This is a genomic window from Methanothermobacter sp. EMTCatA1, from assembly GCF_002356395.1.
Lineage (GTDB): Archaea > Methanobacteriota > Methanobacteria > Methanobacteriales > Methanothermobacteraceae > Methanothermobacter > Methanothermobacter thermautotrophicus.
In genome coordinates, this window is sequence record NZ_AP018336.1 from 546,632 (window position 1) to 561,987 (window position 15,356).

Genomic DNA, 15,356 nt, shown 5'->3' on the forward strand with positions numbered 1-15,356 from the left:
AAGTAGGAGTAATAAAATAATTTTTGATTAGTGTTTATCTCCAGGGAAAAATATATTTTTGCAGAAACCTATCAAAAAAGACCCTAACCGTTATCATGGTGAAAAAATGACAGAGTTCAGTGAATGGTTCCATAACATTTTAGAGGAAGCCGAAATTATCGATCAGAGGTACCCCGTTAAGGGCATGCACGTCTGGATGCCCCACGGATTCATGATAAGGAAGAATACCCTGAAAATCCTCAGGAGTATACTTGACAGGGACCATGAAGAGGTACTGTTCCCGCTTCTCGTACCGGAGGATGAACTGGCAAAGGAGGCCATACACGTAAAGGGATTCGAGGACGAGGTCTACTGGGTGACCCACGGTGGCCTCAGCCAGCTCCAGAGAAAACTTGCCCTGAGGCCCACAAGTGAAACCGTAATGTACCCCATGTTCGCCCTCTGGGTCAGGTCACACACGGACCTCCCCATGAGGTTCTACCAGGTGGTCAACACCTTCAGGTATGAAACAAAACACACGAGGCCCCTGATAAGGGTCCGTGAGATAACAACCTTCAAGGAGGCCCATACCATACATGCGACCGCCTCTGAAGCAGAGGAGCAGGTTGAAAGGGCCGTGGAGATCTATAAAGAATTCTTTGACTCCCTCGGGATCCCCTACCTGATAACCAGGAGGCCGCCATGGGACAAATTCCCGGGGTCAGAGTACACTGTTGCCTTCGACACCCTCATGCCCGATGGTAAGACCCTCCAGATAGGAACCGTCCACAACCTCGGCCAGACCTTCGCGAGGACCTTCGAGATAAAATTTGAAACCCCTGAGGGGGACCATGAATACGTCCACCAGACATGCTACGGACTATCCGACAGGGTCATAGCCTCGGTGATAGCCATCCACGGTGACGAATCCGGGCTCTGCCTCCCCCCTGAGGTGGCAGCCCACCAGGTGGTGATAGTGCCCATAATATTCAAGAAGGCCGCGGAGGAGGTTATGGAGGCCTGCAGGGATCTCAGATCCAGGCTTGAGGCGGCCGGCTTCAGGGTGCACCTTGATGACCGTGACATCAGGGCCGGCAGGAAGTACTATGAGTGGGAGATGCGCGGAGTACCTCTGAGGGTCGAGATCGGGCCAAGGGACCTTGAAAATGGCGCGGCCGTGATATCACGGAGGGATACAGGTGAGAAGGTAACCGTCGACCTCCAGGGCATTGAGGAAACCCTCAGGGAACTCATGGACGACATCCTGGAAAACCTCAGAACAGGGGCATGGGAGAGGATGGAATCAGAGATACGGGAGGCTGAGACCCTCGAGGAGGCCTCAAGGATAATAGATGAAAAGAGGGGCATCATATCATTCATGTGGTGCGGTGAAGAGGAATGCGGTATGGACGTTGAGGAGAAGGTCCGCGTGGACATCCTGGGAATACAGGAGGGAGGAAGCGGGACCTGCATAAACTGTGGCCGCGAGGCCCCCTACAGGGCTTACCTTGCCAGAACATATTAGATGATGAATAAAATAATTCCGGGTCACGGTACATCATATGAGATGGGAGATTGAATGAAAGGAAGAATAATCCTGGTCATCGGAACAATATTCCTGTTCGCATTCCTCAGCGGGCTTCTCGGGTACGTCACCATGGGCGGTCCTGACCTTGAAACAGCCTACCATGAGGGCAACGTGGAGATCACACAGAAGAGCAGCGCCGGTGAGGTACCCCACACCATTGAGGTTAAGAACTCCGGTCAGAGACCGGTACGGGTTAAAACAGGGACCATCCTCAGATCTGAAACATCAGGAGACCTGGTGACAGCAGAAGACGCTGAGGTGGCACCGGAGTCATCTGCAGAGGTCCTCGCATACTCCCTGGAACCCGAGAGGAGGACCATGAAAGGTTCTGACCTTGAACCGGCAGGGACGGTACCTTCACTCATGCAGGATGTGATCTCATCATCAAACCCTGAAAACCCCCAGGAGGCCTTCAGAACACAGCTAATGATCTGGGTCCTTGCAAGGGGAGACGACCTCAACATATACCGGGGAGAGGTCTACGCCACGGTGAAGTGGAGGGATATGAGGTTCTACCAGCTCAGGGACAACATAACAGCTGTTAAATCTGAAATTGCATCAGAATATGGCCTCACAGAGGACCAGTTAAATGAGGTGAACATCAACAGTTCACTTCTTAACAGGAGCCAGAGCCCATTCAAGATTTTCTCCATGCTCGAGGGCCTTAAAAACAGGTTTGGAGCGATACCATGAAGACATGCGCCATAATACCTGTCTCACGATTCACACATGCAAAGACCAGGCTCTCACCCACCCTTTCACCATCAGAGAGGGAGGGACTGCTGAAGGCCATGCTCATGGATGTATCGGGGGCCCTCGCCAGACACGTGGACAGGGTCCTGGTTATAAGTGCAGATGAGGATGTCCTGGAATACGCCTACAGCCTTGGACTTAAAATACTTGAGGAGGAGGGTGAGAGGGACCTCAACGGTGCCCTTGAACAGGCGATGGACTTCTGCGCCCCGGAATTTGACAGGGTGATCATAACCCCCTCAGACATACCACTGATAGGGAAAGCAGATGTCAGCAGCCTCCTGGACCATGCATCCCGTTCAGATGTTGTTATAGCGCCGGCGAAGGGTGGCGGGACAAACACCCTCATATTAAGGCCCTCTGCAATGAGTCTCAGGTTCGGTGACTGCAGCTTCTTTGAACACATACGTGAGGCCAGGGAGCGGGGACTCAGCGTGTCGGTGTATGACTCATTCTACCTATCCCTCGATGTAAACACTGCGGAGGACCTCGGTGAGATAATACTCCACGGTGAGGGGACCCACGCAAGGGAGTACCTCAGAAAACTCCGCTTCACAGTTAAACCCTCCCGGGGTTCGGACAGGCTGGAGGTTTCAAGGTCACCTTGAAGGATGTGAAATCATGCTGGCGCTCTCAATCGCAGGCTTCGACCCATCAGGAGGGGCAGGTATACTTGCAGATATAAAGACCTTCTCTGCCCTGGGGGTGTACGGTGCAGGCGTCATAACCGCCCTGACAGCCCAGAACGTGGGGAGGGTCTCCGGCATAATGCCGGTACCCCCCGGATTTGTGGAGGAACAGCTCGACCTGGTGATGGAGGACCTTCCAGTTGTGCATGCAAAGACAGGAATGCTCTACAGTGCAGAGATAGTCGAGGCCGTTGCAGAGAAGGTGCGTGAGTACGGTCTGAGGGTGATTGTTGACCCGGTCATGGTGGCTGCATCCGGGGGTGAACTCTCAGAGGGGAACCTTGTGAGGGCACTGAGGAGGCACCTCCTCCCTGAGGCCCTTATCGTGACACCCAATGTCGCTGAGGCAGAGAGGCTCTCAGATGTCCCCATAGGGACCGTGGATGATGCAATCAGGGCTGCCAGGGTCATAGGTGAACTCTGCGATGTCATAATCACGGGGGGTCACCTTGGCGGGAGGAGTGTGATCCAGATCGACGGTGATGTGGAGGTTCTTGAGGGGGAACTTCTTGATAGCCGGAACACCCATGGAAGTGGCTGCTCCTTCTCAGCTGCAACGGCAGCCTACCTTGAGAGGGGACTTGACCTGGGGGAGGCCCTGAGGATGGCCGACAGCTTTGTGAGGGAGGCCATAAGGCACGGGCACCACGGTACCCTCAATCAGTTCTGGATGCACAGCAGGTACCCTGAGTAATCCATTACTGAAAAAAATTCTGATTTTATTCCGGCCTTACCGGATCATATCCTGATGAGTTTTTTGTAGCTGTAAAATGTTTGAATCTGATTCATTGCGTACAGCTTAACCCGTATGGTCTGCAGAATTGATAGTTTGATAAAGGTTCACTGGGATCTGGAAAGCTTAAACAAAAAGTTCAGTCAGTGGAATAAAAAAATTATGTCTAAAGGAGTTCATCCCGGAGGTCAATCGTATCCTCAAGTGATGGCCCCGTGGATATTATGGTAACCGGGACCCCTGTTGCGGATTCTATATCCTCAATGAAACGTTTAACCTCAGCGGAAAGGTCCGAGTACTCCCTGACACGTTCACATTCAGGGTAAAGCCTGTCGACACAGGTTACAGCGATCTGCGTGGCTCCATTGATCATGCATGATTCACGGGCCATCTCCATGTCAAAGAGGCCTATCCTCCTCCTTCTACCTGTGACGGTACCGTACTCCTCAAGGCCCATCTCCTCAGCCTCCTCCTGGCTGATCTCGGTTGGGAATGGGCCCTCACCCACCCTTGTGATGTAGGATTTGAAGACGGCTATGACCTCATCAACCCTTGTGGGTCCTATGCCGACATCTGCAGCCGCGGTGCTTGCAGTTGTGTCCTTACTCGTAACGTAGGGGTAGGTCCCGTAGTAGAGGGAGAGGCCGAAGCCCTGTGAGCCCTCAACAAATACGTCCTCGCCCTCATCGAGTGCCTCATTGACCTCAAGGGGGACGTCCGTCAGGAAGTCCCCAAGTTCCTCCACTTCACGGGCGAGCTTCGCAGTCCGCATCACGCGCTCAGCATTGGCCGGGCCGCACCCGGTGCCTGTGCTCCCTATCTTCTTTGAGAGGTAACTGGAGGACTGGTCCTGCTCCTTGTGCTTCCTCTCTATTATGGCGCACCTGTAGTCAACCCCTGTCCTCTCAGCGACACTGTACTTTGAGAGGTACTCCATCTCATGGAGGAAGACCTCCGGGTCGACCAGGACCCCCGCCCCTATCAGGAGCCTTGCATCCTCATGGAAGAAACCTGATGGGGTTAACCTGAGCCCGTACTTATCTCCCCTGAACTCAACGGAATGGCCCGCATTTGGTCCCACACCGGCCCTTGCGATTATTGATGGTTTGTCATTGTAACAGAGATATGTGATACATTTGCCTTTACCTTCGTCACCCCATCCTCCTCCAACTAAAACGGTGCATGTCATGGTGATTCTCCCTAAAATTTCTGCCTCTCATATATTAAGGGGTATCCAATAAAAGTTTTTCCCACCTCAGCATTAACCTCCAGTTTTCAGGGGGTCTCCCACCTCAGGATGAACGCCCTTTTCCAGCAGGATGTAGCTGGATTCCATCCCGGGTTCTGTGATGAAATGGGTCATGTCTTCTTCCTTATTATACGCTCAAATAGCATGGGAGTCAGTTTCCTCTGGAGGGCTATCAGCACATGCTGCTGCAGTGCCTCCTCCATGGTCTGGACGGTTATCCTGTCCTCACCCTTCCTTATTCTCACTGCCTGGGCTATCTGGGCAAGGTCCCTTGCATGGGCGAAGGTTGGCTGCATACCCTCTCCCCCCTCACCTATGGGTCTGTATACCTGTGCAAACCTTTCAAGTACCTCAGGGTCGTAGTCCTCACCCATTGATTCCAGGTTGCGCCTGAAAACCTCAACGATCTCATCCACTGTTGGCTTTTCAAGCAGCACATGGAGGGGCGCCCTCCTCAGGTGGGCCTCATCCATTATGGTTATGTCAAGGTTGGTTGAGAATGCGGGTATGAAGTGGGTGTGGACGACGATGGGTGACCCCTTAACGTAGATCATGTCCTTCTTGTTCTCAAGGGGGACTATCAGGCGGTTGAGGAGGGCGTTATGGTCCTCCTTCTGTCTCCCAAGGTCGTCGATGAGGAGCACTCCTCCGTTGGCCTTTATTATTGGTGATGTTTCGTAGACTCCCTTGTTGGGGTCGTATCTACTCTCAAGTTTATCGCTGGTGAGTTCAGAACCTGTGAATACGAATGGTGCGTATATCTTAACCCATCGTGGGTCCTCTGGCTGTTCAGGGCACATCCTGTGGAAGTCGGGGTCATAGAACTGTATGACCTGCTCACTGAACTCAACATATCTGGGTATTACCACCGGTGGCAGGAGATCCGACATCCTGCTTGTTATGAAGGTCTTACCTGTACCCGGGGGTCCATAGATGAAGAGCCCCTTGCCTCCTATGGCACCCTCTATGAGGGTCCTCTTTGCACTCTCATTGCCGACCACATCCCTGAAGGCCTTATTTATAACCTCCTGGGGGATCTTTATGGGGAACCTGCCTTCAAGCTGTCGTCCCATGATCTCAAAGTAGGAGTCATAACTCACCGGAGCCATGCCGATGTATGGGTTCTCCCTCATGAGTTTTTCGGCCTGTTTCTGGCCCTGTTTCTTGATTGTGTAGGTTACGCTGGGGAAGAGGAAGCCTCCACCTGTTGGGGCGCAGAGTTCATCCTTTTCCATCTCCTTGAGGCAGGCCTCCAGTATGTCGACATGGAGCCCTGTTATCTCATGGATCCTGTTGACCTGTATGCTCCCATAGGTTGCTATGATCTTCAGAAGCAGATTTTTTATGAAGTTTGCTGATAGGTCTATCTCATCAAGTGTCTTTGGCTGTTTGAGCAGCTCAAAGAGTTCCTGCATCTTCTCGTCATGGTAGTAATCCATTCAACCACTCCTTCACATAGAAATCTGTCTCTTGGATAATATAATAGGTTGGATAACTTAAGTTTTGGTCCCCGATGGTCAGGGGGTGCCGGCGGAGGTGACTGCTGAAAATTAACTGCGTTAAACTTCCATATTACGAAGGTATCAGCTGCAAAGGTTCCCCGGAGGAGTGCTGTGGACCATGCAGTACCGCGCTACCCACCACGAAAAGATATTTTAGGGACTTTTAATATAAATAAGTGTGCCAGGTGGTCCAGATGCCCAAAAGAAAGATGAGAACCCGCATGGACCCTGAAAGGCCCGATACTATCAGAGGAAAAGAGCAAAATGTCAAAACCTCAGACCATATACCATCCACAGGTAGAGAGGGTCTCAGCGCCCCTGAGTTCATCCTGATCCTCCTTTTCTCTCCACTTGCCGGTATAATAGGGTTCCTCATCTGGCACGGTGAAAAACCACGGAAGGCAAAACAATCCATCACCATAGCTGCCGTCATGTTCCTGTTCTACATGATAATCTTCCTGTTCTGAACAGGACACCAGAGACACCAGCACCACTCTACATGATAATCTTTCCATTCTACTGGCCCTCTAAAGAAACTCCTTCCATCTCAAGAAGCCTCTTTTTGAGTTTAACACCTCCCTGATAACCTCCGGCATTCCCATCGCTTCTTATGACACGGTGACATGGTATTACAAGCGGGAATGGGTTTCTTGAAAGTGCACCGGCAGCGCTGCGTGGACTCCCACCTGCCCTTGCTGCGACCTCAGAGTAGGTGAGGGTCGAGCCCCTGGGAATTGAGGAGACCACATCAAGGACCCTCCGCTGATATTCTGTGCAGCCCCCAAAATCAAGGACTGATAAATCAAAGTCAACTTCACATCCATCCAGGAACATTCTAATTGAATCCAGGAGTTTCTTAATGGCCATGGGAGGAGAAGAGTCATTTGAATACTTCTTAACCCCCTCAAGAAGGATTATGGCAGTTACACCATCATCGCCCCATACAACACCGATATCTATCAGAGGATGCATCAAGGTGTACATACACTTAAATGTTTCAGCTTCATGAATATTAATCAAGGTGTACATACACTCAAATTGTTTCATGAATTATTAAATGGGGAGTCACGATGGATAGGAACCTCAAGATATTCATAACGGTGATGTTAATTCTTTCAGTCATATCCCAGTTCCTGCCCTTTAAAAGGGATGCTGTCTCACTTATAAACGTCATAACAAACCTTGCAGCCTTCATGGGACTTTCATATGCCTGCATATACTCCAGGAAGGTTTACCCGCACCTTTACCTCACGTTGCTCCTTCTATCCGCTGCCCAGTTCTTTTCATTCCTCGGAGACTTCACCTGGTTCATACTTGAGAGTATACTGTCCCTGAATCCCTTCCCATCAGTTGCAGACCTGTTCTACCTCCTCTATTACCCCATCTTCGCAGCCGGCATATTCACAATACCCATCAAAAGATACTCTGACCTTAGATCAATCATAGACCTGCTGATAATCCTCGTGGCCTCTGCATCTGCCGCCTGGGTCTTCCTCCTTGAGCCCACAGTTTTTGCAGGAGGAGATTTCACAGAGGTCCTGGTATCAACACTGTATGTCCTGGGCGATCTCCTCATAGTCTTCATGATAATGGACCTCATAATAAACAAGCTGGGGCACCTCAGATCAAGGACCCTCCACGTGTTCCTTGCAAGCATAATCATCCTCCTTGCAGCAGATATATCCTTCACATACCAGAACCTTACAGGAATTTATGCTGGAGGAACACCCCAGGACCTCCTCTGGGCATTCAGTTACATTCTCCTCCTCATTGCAGTGAATGAATTCTTTAAGGAGGACTGGTCAAAGCCCTTATATGTTGAAAAAAAGGTCACAGCTGTCACATACACCCCCTATATCTTTATAATACTGTTCTATCTCTTAACGGCCTACAGCGTGATTAAGGGTGGTGCTGAAAAATCCACCGTGCTCTTAGTGTCCCTTGGATTCATAATAGTCCTCTTCATTCTGAGGCAGCACCTTTCCATGAAGGAAAACATGGCCCTCCTCAATGATGTTGAGAATGAAAGGAGGAGGGCTGAAAATTACCTGGAGGTGGCGGGGTCCCTCATAATGGTCCTCGATGAGAAAACCCGTGTGAAGCTCATAAACAGGAGGGGCCTTGAAATCCTTGAGTGTGACGCAGGGGAAGTCGCAGGGAAAAACTGGTTCATGACCTTCGTACCCCCTGAAGACAGGGGGTGGCGGGAAAAGCTATACACCGAAAAGATCAGCTCCGGGAGTAAGGGTTATCATCTGACCGGTGAGATACTCACATGTAAGGGCGACAGGAAAACCGTCACATGGCACGTTGTATTCCTCAGGGAGGATGGTGAATTCAGGGGCAGCATAATCTCAGGGGATGACATCACAGAACTCCAGAGAGCCACAAGGGCCCTCGAGATGAGTGAGATGAGGTACAGGGAGATATTTGAACTCGCCCCTAGCCCGATAATATCGGTTGGTGATGACCTGATCATAAGGGACTGTAACAGGAGGGCTGAATCCGTTCTGGGCTACCAGAGAGGGGAGCTGATTGGAAGGAACCTGATGGACCTCATACACCCCGAGGATGCAGGAGAGGACTTTGAAGGGGAAAGAAGGCTCCTGAGATCAAATGGAGATGTCATATACGCCGATATAGGGGTCGCCCGGGTTGGGGATGAACGTATAATCATAATCGAGGACCAGACAGAGATACGCAGGTCCCTCCAGGAGAAGGAACTCCTCCTGAGGGAGATACACCACCGGGTCAAGAACAACCTCCAGATAATATCAAGCCTGCTGAGCATACAGGAGCGTCAGCTGGAGTCAGAGGAACTTTCAGATGTCCTGAGAGAGAGCCGTGAGCGTATAAGGTCCATAGCCCTTGTCCATGAGCACCTCTACAGATCAACAAACCTCAGAACAATAAGGATCAGGAATTACCTCAACAACATCCTCTCAAAGCTGAGCCAGGGACAGACCCATGGGAAGGATGTGAGGATCAGCTCCAGCATAGAGGACCTTGAATTCAACCTTGAGACCAGTCTCCCCATTGGTCTCATGGTCAACGAACTTGTGAGTAACTCCCTCAAGCACTCAGGGGCAGATAACATAACCGTTGAGCTCAGATCCCTCAACGGGACCCTTGAACTTACCGTGAAGGATGATGGGATAGGCCTTGAATCACCGGAGGTCCTGGAGAAATCCGGAAGCATGGGCTGGTACCTTATACGGGCCCTGACAGACCAGCTTGATGGTGAACTGAAAATAGAAACAGAGGATGGTCTATCTGTAAGTTTAAGGTTCAGGGAACTTGGATACAGAGAAAGGTACTGAGGGGATGGTTATGGAGTTCCGGATAACAGAGCGAGTACCGACTGCATCGCCTGGAATGTCCAGCCAGGATGCCCTCGAGATGATAAGAAGGAAGATGGGCGAATATGACACCATAGACTACGTTTACATCCTTGACAGTGATACTCTGGCCGGTGTCGTATCAATCCGTGAGATCCTATCCCACGATGAAATCCTCGGGGACTTCATGCACCGCGACATAATATGCTTCACCCCCGAAGATGACCCATTTGATATACCCTACCTGGCACTTTCACATGGAATTAAGGCCATTCCGGTTGTTGACAGTGGGGGCAGATTCCGGGGTGTTGTGCCCTATGATGAAATCATAAGGATACTGAAGGTTGAGGCTGACAGGAACATGCTGCACTTTGGTGGTGTCTTCCACCGCGTGGTTGATGAGAAGAGGAGCCCCGGGTCCATGGTGAAGTCAAGGGTTCCCTGGCTCATCATAGGAGTGGTGGGTGGTACCGTTACCGCCTCAATGATAGGCAGATTTGAGGACCTGCTCTCAGGGTTCATAGCCCTGGCATCATTCATACCCGTGATGGTCTACATGAGCGACGCCGTGGGGACCCAGTCAGAGGCCCTCATAATAAGGGAGATAGCCGTTGATCCATCAATGAATCACCTCAAGTACATAAAGGGAGAGTTCCTGGTCGCAGCTGCAATAGGCGCCCTATCCTCTGCCTTCGCCGGGCTGATGGCAGGGGTCACCCGCATGAACCCTTTACTTGGACTGATAGTCTTCGTATCCATGTTCTTCAGTATAATAGCAGCGGTTTTAATATCCACGGTCTCACCCCTCCTATTCAGGAGGATGGGCTATGACCCTGCGGTTGCAACCGGACCCCTGGCAACCATACTCAGTGACTTCACAACCACACTGATATACCTTAGTGTCGCCTCATCACTCCTTTGAAGACCTATGATTTCAGATTTAATGTAAGGAGACAGACACATGGATCCTGAAGAGAAAATTGAGGAACTTGAGAACCAGATAGCTGAAAGGGACAGGAAGATCAGGGAACTTGAACTGAAGCTCGCCGATTGCATGGGACGGGTCGATGAGATCAGATCCGAAAAATCCGGGCTGCAGGAGGAGGTTAACAGACTGCAGGTTATGAGACTTGACCTCAAGCTAAGGGACTTCCAGGAACTGGAGGATGAGAATAACCGCCTGAAGCACCGCATAGAGATAACCAAGGACCTCCTCGATGAGGCAAGGGAGAGGCTCGAGATACTTGAAGACGTGGTGGAGGGGTTCCTGAACCAGAGCCTGCCTGAAAGGATAACAGGAAAGAAACCCGATGCCCTCATACACTACAGAGAAAGGTTCAGGGATGGCAGGTTCAACAATTTATAACATTTTCAACCGATCTCTTTAATTGTTTCTTATTTTCATGCTTCCATCGAAAAATGTATATCTATCGATGACATACTTATTACATAATATGTTAGGAGTGATTCCATGGAACCATATGGTAAGGGGGACGGCCGTGTCAGGTGGGTGACGCCTGAATGGCTGATGGAGAATATGGAGGATGTTGCCATAATAGACTGTCAGCCAAACATCCACGACTACATACTTGAACACATACCCGGAGCAGTTTACCTCAACGAGGGCCTCTTCAGGGAGCCCCGTGGGAAGGCACCGGCGATGTACATCCCTGAGGGAGCAGTCGAGCTGATATTCCAGCAGGCAGGGATCGAAAACAGGCCCACCGTTGTATACACAGGTACCGGCGGAGTCAAGGGCTGGGGTGATGGTCTCGAGCAGACCATGGTGGCCTACAGCCTTGCAAGGTTTGGCCATGAAAACATTCTGGTACTCAATGGCGGACTCGCAGAGTGGAAGAGGGCCGGTGGAGAATTAACAAAGGTATTCCCTGAGGTTGAGGAATCCGGTTTCTCTGCTGTGACAAAGGAGGACTTCTACATAGAGTACCCTGAATTCAAAAGGATAAAGGACGATGAAGACGTTCTGCTGCTCGATGCAAGACCGGCAGAGGTCTATGAGGGGCAGGGCCCCTGGATAAAACCCGGGCACATACCGGGCGCAGTTAACCTCCCCTGGGCTGACCTCATGGACCCAGAAAACAGGACCCTGCTGAAGCCAGAGGATGAGATACTTGAACTCGTAAATTCAGTGGGTGCAACACCCGACAGGAAGATAATCTGCAGCTGCGGCACCGGCAGGGAGGCGACGAACGAGTTCCTCCTCTTCAGGTGGTACCTTGGGTACCCTGATGTCAGGATATATGAGGGATCATTCACCGAGTGGACCCAGATAGAGGACAACCCCACAGTCACGGGTCCGGACCCACGCTGATGAACCCTCAAATTATTTTTTTATCCATGAAAAATTCAGTGCCCCTGACCACCGAAGTCTGTTTTAAGTTCTGATCCCGCAAATAACATCACAGCAAGGGCTGCAGCCACGTTCAGAATCATCAGGAATATTCCTCCAGCAAGGGTGCCCTGGACCGGGAAGAGGAAGTATGAGAGGTTTCCCGTTGTGTGGATTATCATGGTGGCCAGTATACTGCCTGTGGAGTTGTAGACCCAGGTATATATCACCGAGGCAGAGATTATAAGGATCATGAAACTCCAGAATGGGACCTGGGACTGTATGCTACCCCCAATGAAGAATAGGGGTATGTGCCAGAGCCCCCATATGAACCCTATTATCAGGGCCGCGTAGATTGGCGAGTACCTCCTCTGAAGCCGTGGAAGGGCATAGCCCCTCCACCCGAATTCCTCCTGCAGTGGCCCTCCGAGGAAGAATATGTAAATGAACACCATTATGACCATGAGGGGCTGTGAGGTCCAGTAGAGGTACGGCTGGGGGTCACCCCACAGGACACCCAGGTAGAGTGCCACTGCAGTTAGCACAGGAAAGAATAAGAGGATTACAGGCCACCAGATCCTGTGAAAGTCGTAATTAACACCTTTCCTGAGGAGTGCCAGCAGTTCATCCCGGCCGCCATACCTGTAGCTCAGGAGAACGGCTGCAAGTGTTGGGCCGAATGCTGCAGGGTTGTAGGGGCTTTCAAGGAATGCCTGCAGGGGCTGGGGAAAACTGAAGCCCGCAGAGACCATTGCTACAGGTATCCAGAGTACCCATGAAAATATGAATGCCACAATGAAAAAGTCTGATATGCGATCATTCTCCATCATAATCACCAGAATCTTATCAGTGCAACTTAAAGGGTATGAGGGTCACAGGGACCCTGAAGGGATACGATGTACCTCATCTCACCCTCCATCACGATACACAGTATAGGTTTCAGTGAGACTGCATTTATACCCTTTTCTGTGAGGATGAAGCTGACCCTGAAGACGGGTATTAAAAGCCTGCCACCGGCATCCACAGCTGCAGCGGGACATGCCCCCTCAATTATCCTCATTAACACACACCAGCATCATAAGAGTCATGAGAAAGCCCGGAGACCTGAGATGAATTCCCTGAAAGTTCTCCTCCTGAGGAGCATGAGAAATGTTAGAAGTGGCCTGAGGGGTGTCACCCTTAAGCTGAGTTCAAGGACACCATTCACCTCATTACCTGAAAAGTCAGGTCTGACCATTATTTCAACATTCCTCACCCCTGCAGTCAATGCTGAAATGGTCCAGAGGTAACCTGAGAGCTCTGCGGTCCCTGCCAAGTCATCCGAGGCCACATCAACAGTCAGTTCCAGTCTCTGAAGGTTAATTGAAGATAGGACGCTCCCTGCAAGATCCATAATATCCCTTCTGGCAATTAGGGCCCTGCGTGCCAGTTCAATCAGCCTTTTAAACTCAAATTCCTCACCCTTTTCTTTATCAGCACCTTTAAATTTTTTTCTGAATATTCCAAGTCTCCAGAGCAGGATCTGAAGCCTGAAATCCATGTTCTGCCCCTTCTTAGTACCCCTGATGACCAGGGTGTAGGGTGAGATGAGCAGCGCAGCCAGCAGCCCCAGTGGAACCGCCAGGATGAGGAATTTCATGAAAACCTTATTCTCCCCGTTTTACCTCAGAATCCCCCTTATCTGAGATCTCCCTTATTATATCGGTGACTGCGGATCCAAGTTCACCTATAACTCTCCCCCTACCTGAAGTTAGATCTATGACCCTGACACCCCCGGGTCCCTCAACACCCTTCAGCAGAACGATGACCGCCACGGGTTCAACTCCTGCCCCGGCAGCTGCGCCGCTTCCGGCGCCAGTATCCGATGTTGAAGCCCTTCCTTCACCCATACCGGCCCCGAATCCAACCCCCATCTTCATCAGGGGTATCAGTATCTTGTCCTCGCTTTCAATGGCCTCACCCACAAGGTTCTTCACGTCGAGGAGTTTGCGAAGCTCCTCAACGGTCGTTTTAATCGGCTCTTCAATTTTCATTTAAACCACATTGATATTATGTGATCGTTCAAGTATATGCACTTTCCCATTAAACATCCAAAAACATTTATAATGAAAGGACCCATATCTCTATTAAATCTGGAGGCGGTAAATATGAATTTAAAACTGGTTTCTTTAATTGTGGTGCTTCTTATTGCAGGCGCCGCTGGAGTCTACATCCTAAATGGAAATGGCAGTGCAGATGGTAACACCAGCCCGGAAACTCTGGGAACCAATAAAACAGAAACCCATAAACCAGGCTCAGCCAGGATTGTCGCAACTCAGGCAGGACCTGAAACTGCAAAACCAGGCACAAATATCACTCTGAAGTGTAAACTGAGAAATGATGGTGAGGGTCCCGCCAAAAACGTTAAGGTTTCTTCACAGGACTTCGAAAGGAGCTTCTCTGTTATAGGACCCGGTGAACAGGTGGAATTCCAGGTCCAGATTTACATACCCACAGAGGAGGAGGTTAAGAAGGACTTTGGAGATGACGCAACGCTGTCAAACCCCTACTTTATAGGGGGCTTCGGTGTAAGCTACACAGATATGACCGGAAAACACAGCACAAACTCAAATAGCGTGGAAATACCTCTGAAAACCTAAGACAAAAAATACTGATTGTGCTAAAAATGGTTTTAAAGTTTGAGGGGGATCTTTAGATCCCTCAAAATTATCATTCTGACCGTTTAACAGGGATCTGGACCTCTGTAAGGAGCTCAGATTCGTCAACTTCCAGTGGACTGTTGAGGTAAACCTCTGTCACAGGCCCTGTAATCTCATAGCCATTCTCCATCGCATATTCGATGAGGGCATGTATAACCGGCCCCACCTCAGTGTATGGTCCCTCATGTAACGCTGCAATGACCCTGTGGGATGGTAGGTTCTTTATCTTAACCCTTTCATCCGCTTCGGCCTCACCTGCAATGGAAACACCTATCTCGTAGAGGAGTTCCTCCTCATCAACCTCCTCTGGAGTGTTGTAGTATGTCCCATATACACGGCCTGTCATCTGCAGACCGTTCTTAAGCACCCATCCCGCAACCTCAGAGATGTACTCCGGTATACGTTCATAGCTTCCCCTGCACTCAATGTAGGCCACACGAATCCCTTCAACCATCTTCTCACTTATCTCCATAAAA

General features: G+C 50.5%; 18 protein-coding genes. 10 read left to right on the forward strand and 8 right to left on the reverse strand.

The annotated features are described in order from the left end of the window. The first annotated feature begins 106 nt into the window (after window positions 1-106). From proS to thiD, 4 genes are read left to right on the forward strand one after another with little or no spacing between them, the layout of a single operon-like run. Window positions 107-1,504 carry a proline--tRNA ligase gene (gene proS, locus tca_RS02860; RefSeq protein WP_286709117.1) on the forward strand — a complete coding sequence of 466 codons (1,398 nt, stop codon included), beginning with the start codon at window positions 107-109 and terminating at the stop codon, window positions 1,502-1,504. 54 nt (window positions 1,505-1,558) lie between these two features. Then, window positions 1,559-2,260 carry a hypothetical protein gene (locus tca_RS02865; protein ID WP_286709118.1) on the forward strand — a complete coding sequence of 234 codons (702 nt, stop codon included), beginning with the start codon at window positions 1,559-1,561 and terminating at the stop codon, window positions 2,258-2,260. Then, on the forward strand, window positions 2,257-2,928 hold the full coding sequence (cofC, locus tag tca_RS02870) for a 2-phospho-L-lactate guanylyltransferase (protein ID WP_286709119.1): 672 nt from the start codon (window positions 2,257-2,259) through the stop codon (window positions 2,926-2,928). The genes tca_RS02865 and cofC overlap by 4 nt, the downstream gene beginning before the upstream one ends. 13 nt (window positions 2,929-2,941) lie before the next feature. Beyond that, a complete protein-coding gene (gene thiD, locus tca_RS02875; protein WP_286709120.1) occupies window positions 2,942-3,703 on the forward strand; it encodes a bifunctional hydroxymethylpyrimidine kinase/phosphomethylpyrimidine kinase in 762 nt (253 codons plus the stop codon). 205 nt (window positions 3,704-3,908) lie between these two features. Here thiD and tca_RS02880 read toward each other — a convergent pair whose 3' ends face one another. Further along, window positions 3,909-4,931, reverse strand: coding sequence for an adenylosuccinate synthetase (locus tca_RS02880; protein WP_286709121.1), 1,023 nt, complete (start codon window positions 4,929-4,931; stop codon window positions 3,909-3,911). 170 nt (window positions 4,932-5,101) lie between these two features. After that, entirely contained in the window at window positions 5,102-6,430 is a 1,329-nt protein-coding gene (locus tca_RS02885) for a YifB family Mg chelatase-like AAA ATPase (protein WP_286709122.1), read from the reverse strand. Between the two features lie 257 nt (window positions 6,431-6,687). Between tca_RS02885 and tca_RS02890 the strand changes: the two genes are divergently transcribed. Continuing rightward, window positions 6,688-6,960 carry a hypothetical protein gene (locus tag tca_RS02890; RefSeq protein WP_048060858.1) on the forward strand — a complete coding sequence of 91 codons (273 nt, stop codon included), beginning with the start codon at window positions 6,688-6,690 and terminating at the stop codon, window positions 6,958-6,960. Between the two features lie 49 nt (window positions 6,961-7,009). On the opposite strand, the gene tca_RS02895 is transcribed toward tca_RS02890, so the two are convergent. Then, window positions 7,010-7,465 (reverse strand): methylated-DNA--[protein]-cysteine S-methyltransferase, encoded by a 456-nt coding sequence (locus tca_RS02895; RefSeq protein ID WP_231855346.1) that lies wholly within the window; start codon window positions 7,463-7,465, stop codon window positions 7,010-7,012. Between the two features lie 98 nt (window positions 7,466-7,563). Here tca_RS02895 and tca_RS02900 point away from each other — a divergent pair, with 98 nt between their 5' ends. The 4 genes from tca_RS02900 to tca_RS02915 all read left to right on the forward strand — a co-directional run bounded on the left by tca_RS02900 (window position 7,564) and on the right by tca_RS02915 (window position 12,163). Next, window positions 7,564-9,813 (forward strand): histidine kinase dimerization/phosphoacceptor domain -containing protein, encoded by a 2,250-nt coding sequence (locus tca_RS02900; protein ID WP_010876258.1) that lies wholly within the window; start codon window positions 7,564-7,566, stop codon window positions 9,811-9,813. Between the two features lie 10 nt (window positions 9,814-9,823). After that, entirely contained in the window at window positions 9,824-10,753 is a 930-nt protein-coding gene (locus tca_RS02905; protein WP_143485753.1) for a magnesium transporter, read from the forward strand. Window positions 10,754-10,792: 39 nt separating this feature from the next. After that, complete coding sequence (locus tca_RS02910; RefSeq protein ID WP_010876260.1) at window positions 10,793-11,197, forward strand: hypothetical protein; 405 nt, start codon at window positions 10,793-10,795, stop codon at window positions 11,195-11,197. A gap of 105 nt (window positions 11,198-11,302) precedes the next feature. Next, complete coding sequence (locus tca_RS02915; protein WP_010876261.1) at window positions 11,303-12,163, forward strand: sulfurtransferase; 861 nt, start codon at window positions 11,303-11,305, stop codon at window positions 12,161-12,163. Window positions 12,164-12,198: 35 nt separating this feature from the next. On the opposite strand, the gene tca_RS02920 is transcribed toward tca_RS02915, so the two are convergent. From tca_RS02920 to tca_RS02935, 4 genes are read right to left on the reverse strand one after another with little or no spacing between them, the layout of a single operon-like run. After that, window positions 12,199-13,008 (reverse strand): CPBP family intramembrane glutamic endopeptidase, encoded by an 810-nt coding sequence (locus tca_RS02920; protein ID WP_048060859.1) that lies wholly within the window; start codon window positions 13,006-13,008, stop codon window positions 12,199-12,201. A 29-nt stretch (window positions 13,009-13,037) separates the two neighbouring features. Continuing rightward, window positions 13,038-13,241, reverse strand: coding sequence for a hypothetical protein (locus tca_RS02925; RefSeq protein WP_048175416.1), 204 nt, complete (start codon window positions 13,239-13,241; stop codon window positions 13,038-13,040). 24 nt (window positions 13,242-13,265) lie between these two features. After that, window positions 13,266-13,820 carry a DUF2953 domain-containing protein gene (locus tca_RS02930; RefSeq protein ID WP_269889794.1) on the reverse strand — a complete coding sequence of 185 codons (555 nt, stop codon included), beginning with the start codon at window positions 13,818-13,820 and terminating at the stop codon, window positions 13,266-13,268. Window positions 13,821-13,827: 7 nt separating this feature from the next. Continuing rightward, window positions 13,828-14,214 (reverse strand): GerW family sporulation protein, encoded by a 387-nt coding sequence (locus tag tca_RS02935; RefSeq protein WP_010876265.1) that lies wholly within the window; start codon window positions 14,212-14,214, stop codon window positions 13,828-13,830. A gap of 72 nt (window positions 14,215-14,286) precedes the next feature. Between tca_RS02935 and tca_RS02940 the strand changes: the two genes are divergently transcribed. Then, window positions 14,287-14,820 (forward strand): hypothetical protein, encoded by a 534-nt coding sequence (locus tca_RS02940; RefSeq protein WP_238374236.1) that lies wholly within the window; start codon window positions 14,287-14,289, stop codon window positions 14,818-14,820. Between the two features lie 70 nt (window positions 14,821-14,890). Here tca_RS02940 and tca_RS02945 read toward each other — a convergent pair whose 3' ends face one another. After that, on the reverse strand, window positions 14,891-15,352 hold the full coding sequence (locus tca_RS02945; protein WP_048060861.1) for a GyrI-like domain-containing protein: 462 nt from the start codon (window positions 15,350-15,352) through the stop codon (window positions 14,891-14,893). Window positions 15,353-15,356 lie beyond the last annotated feature (4 nt).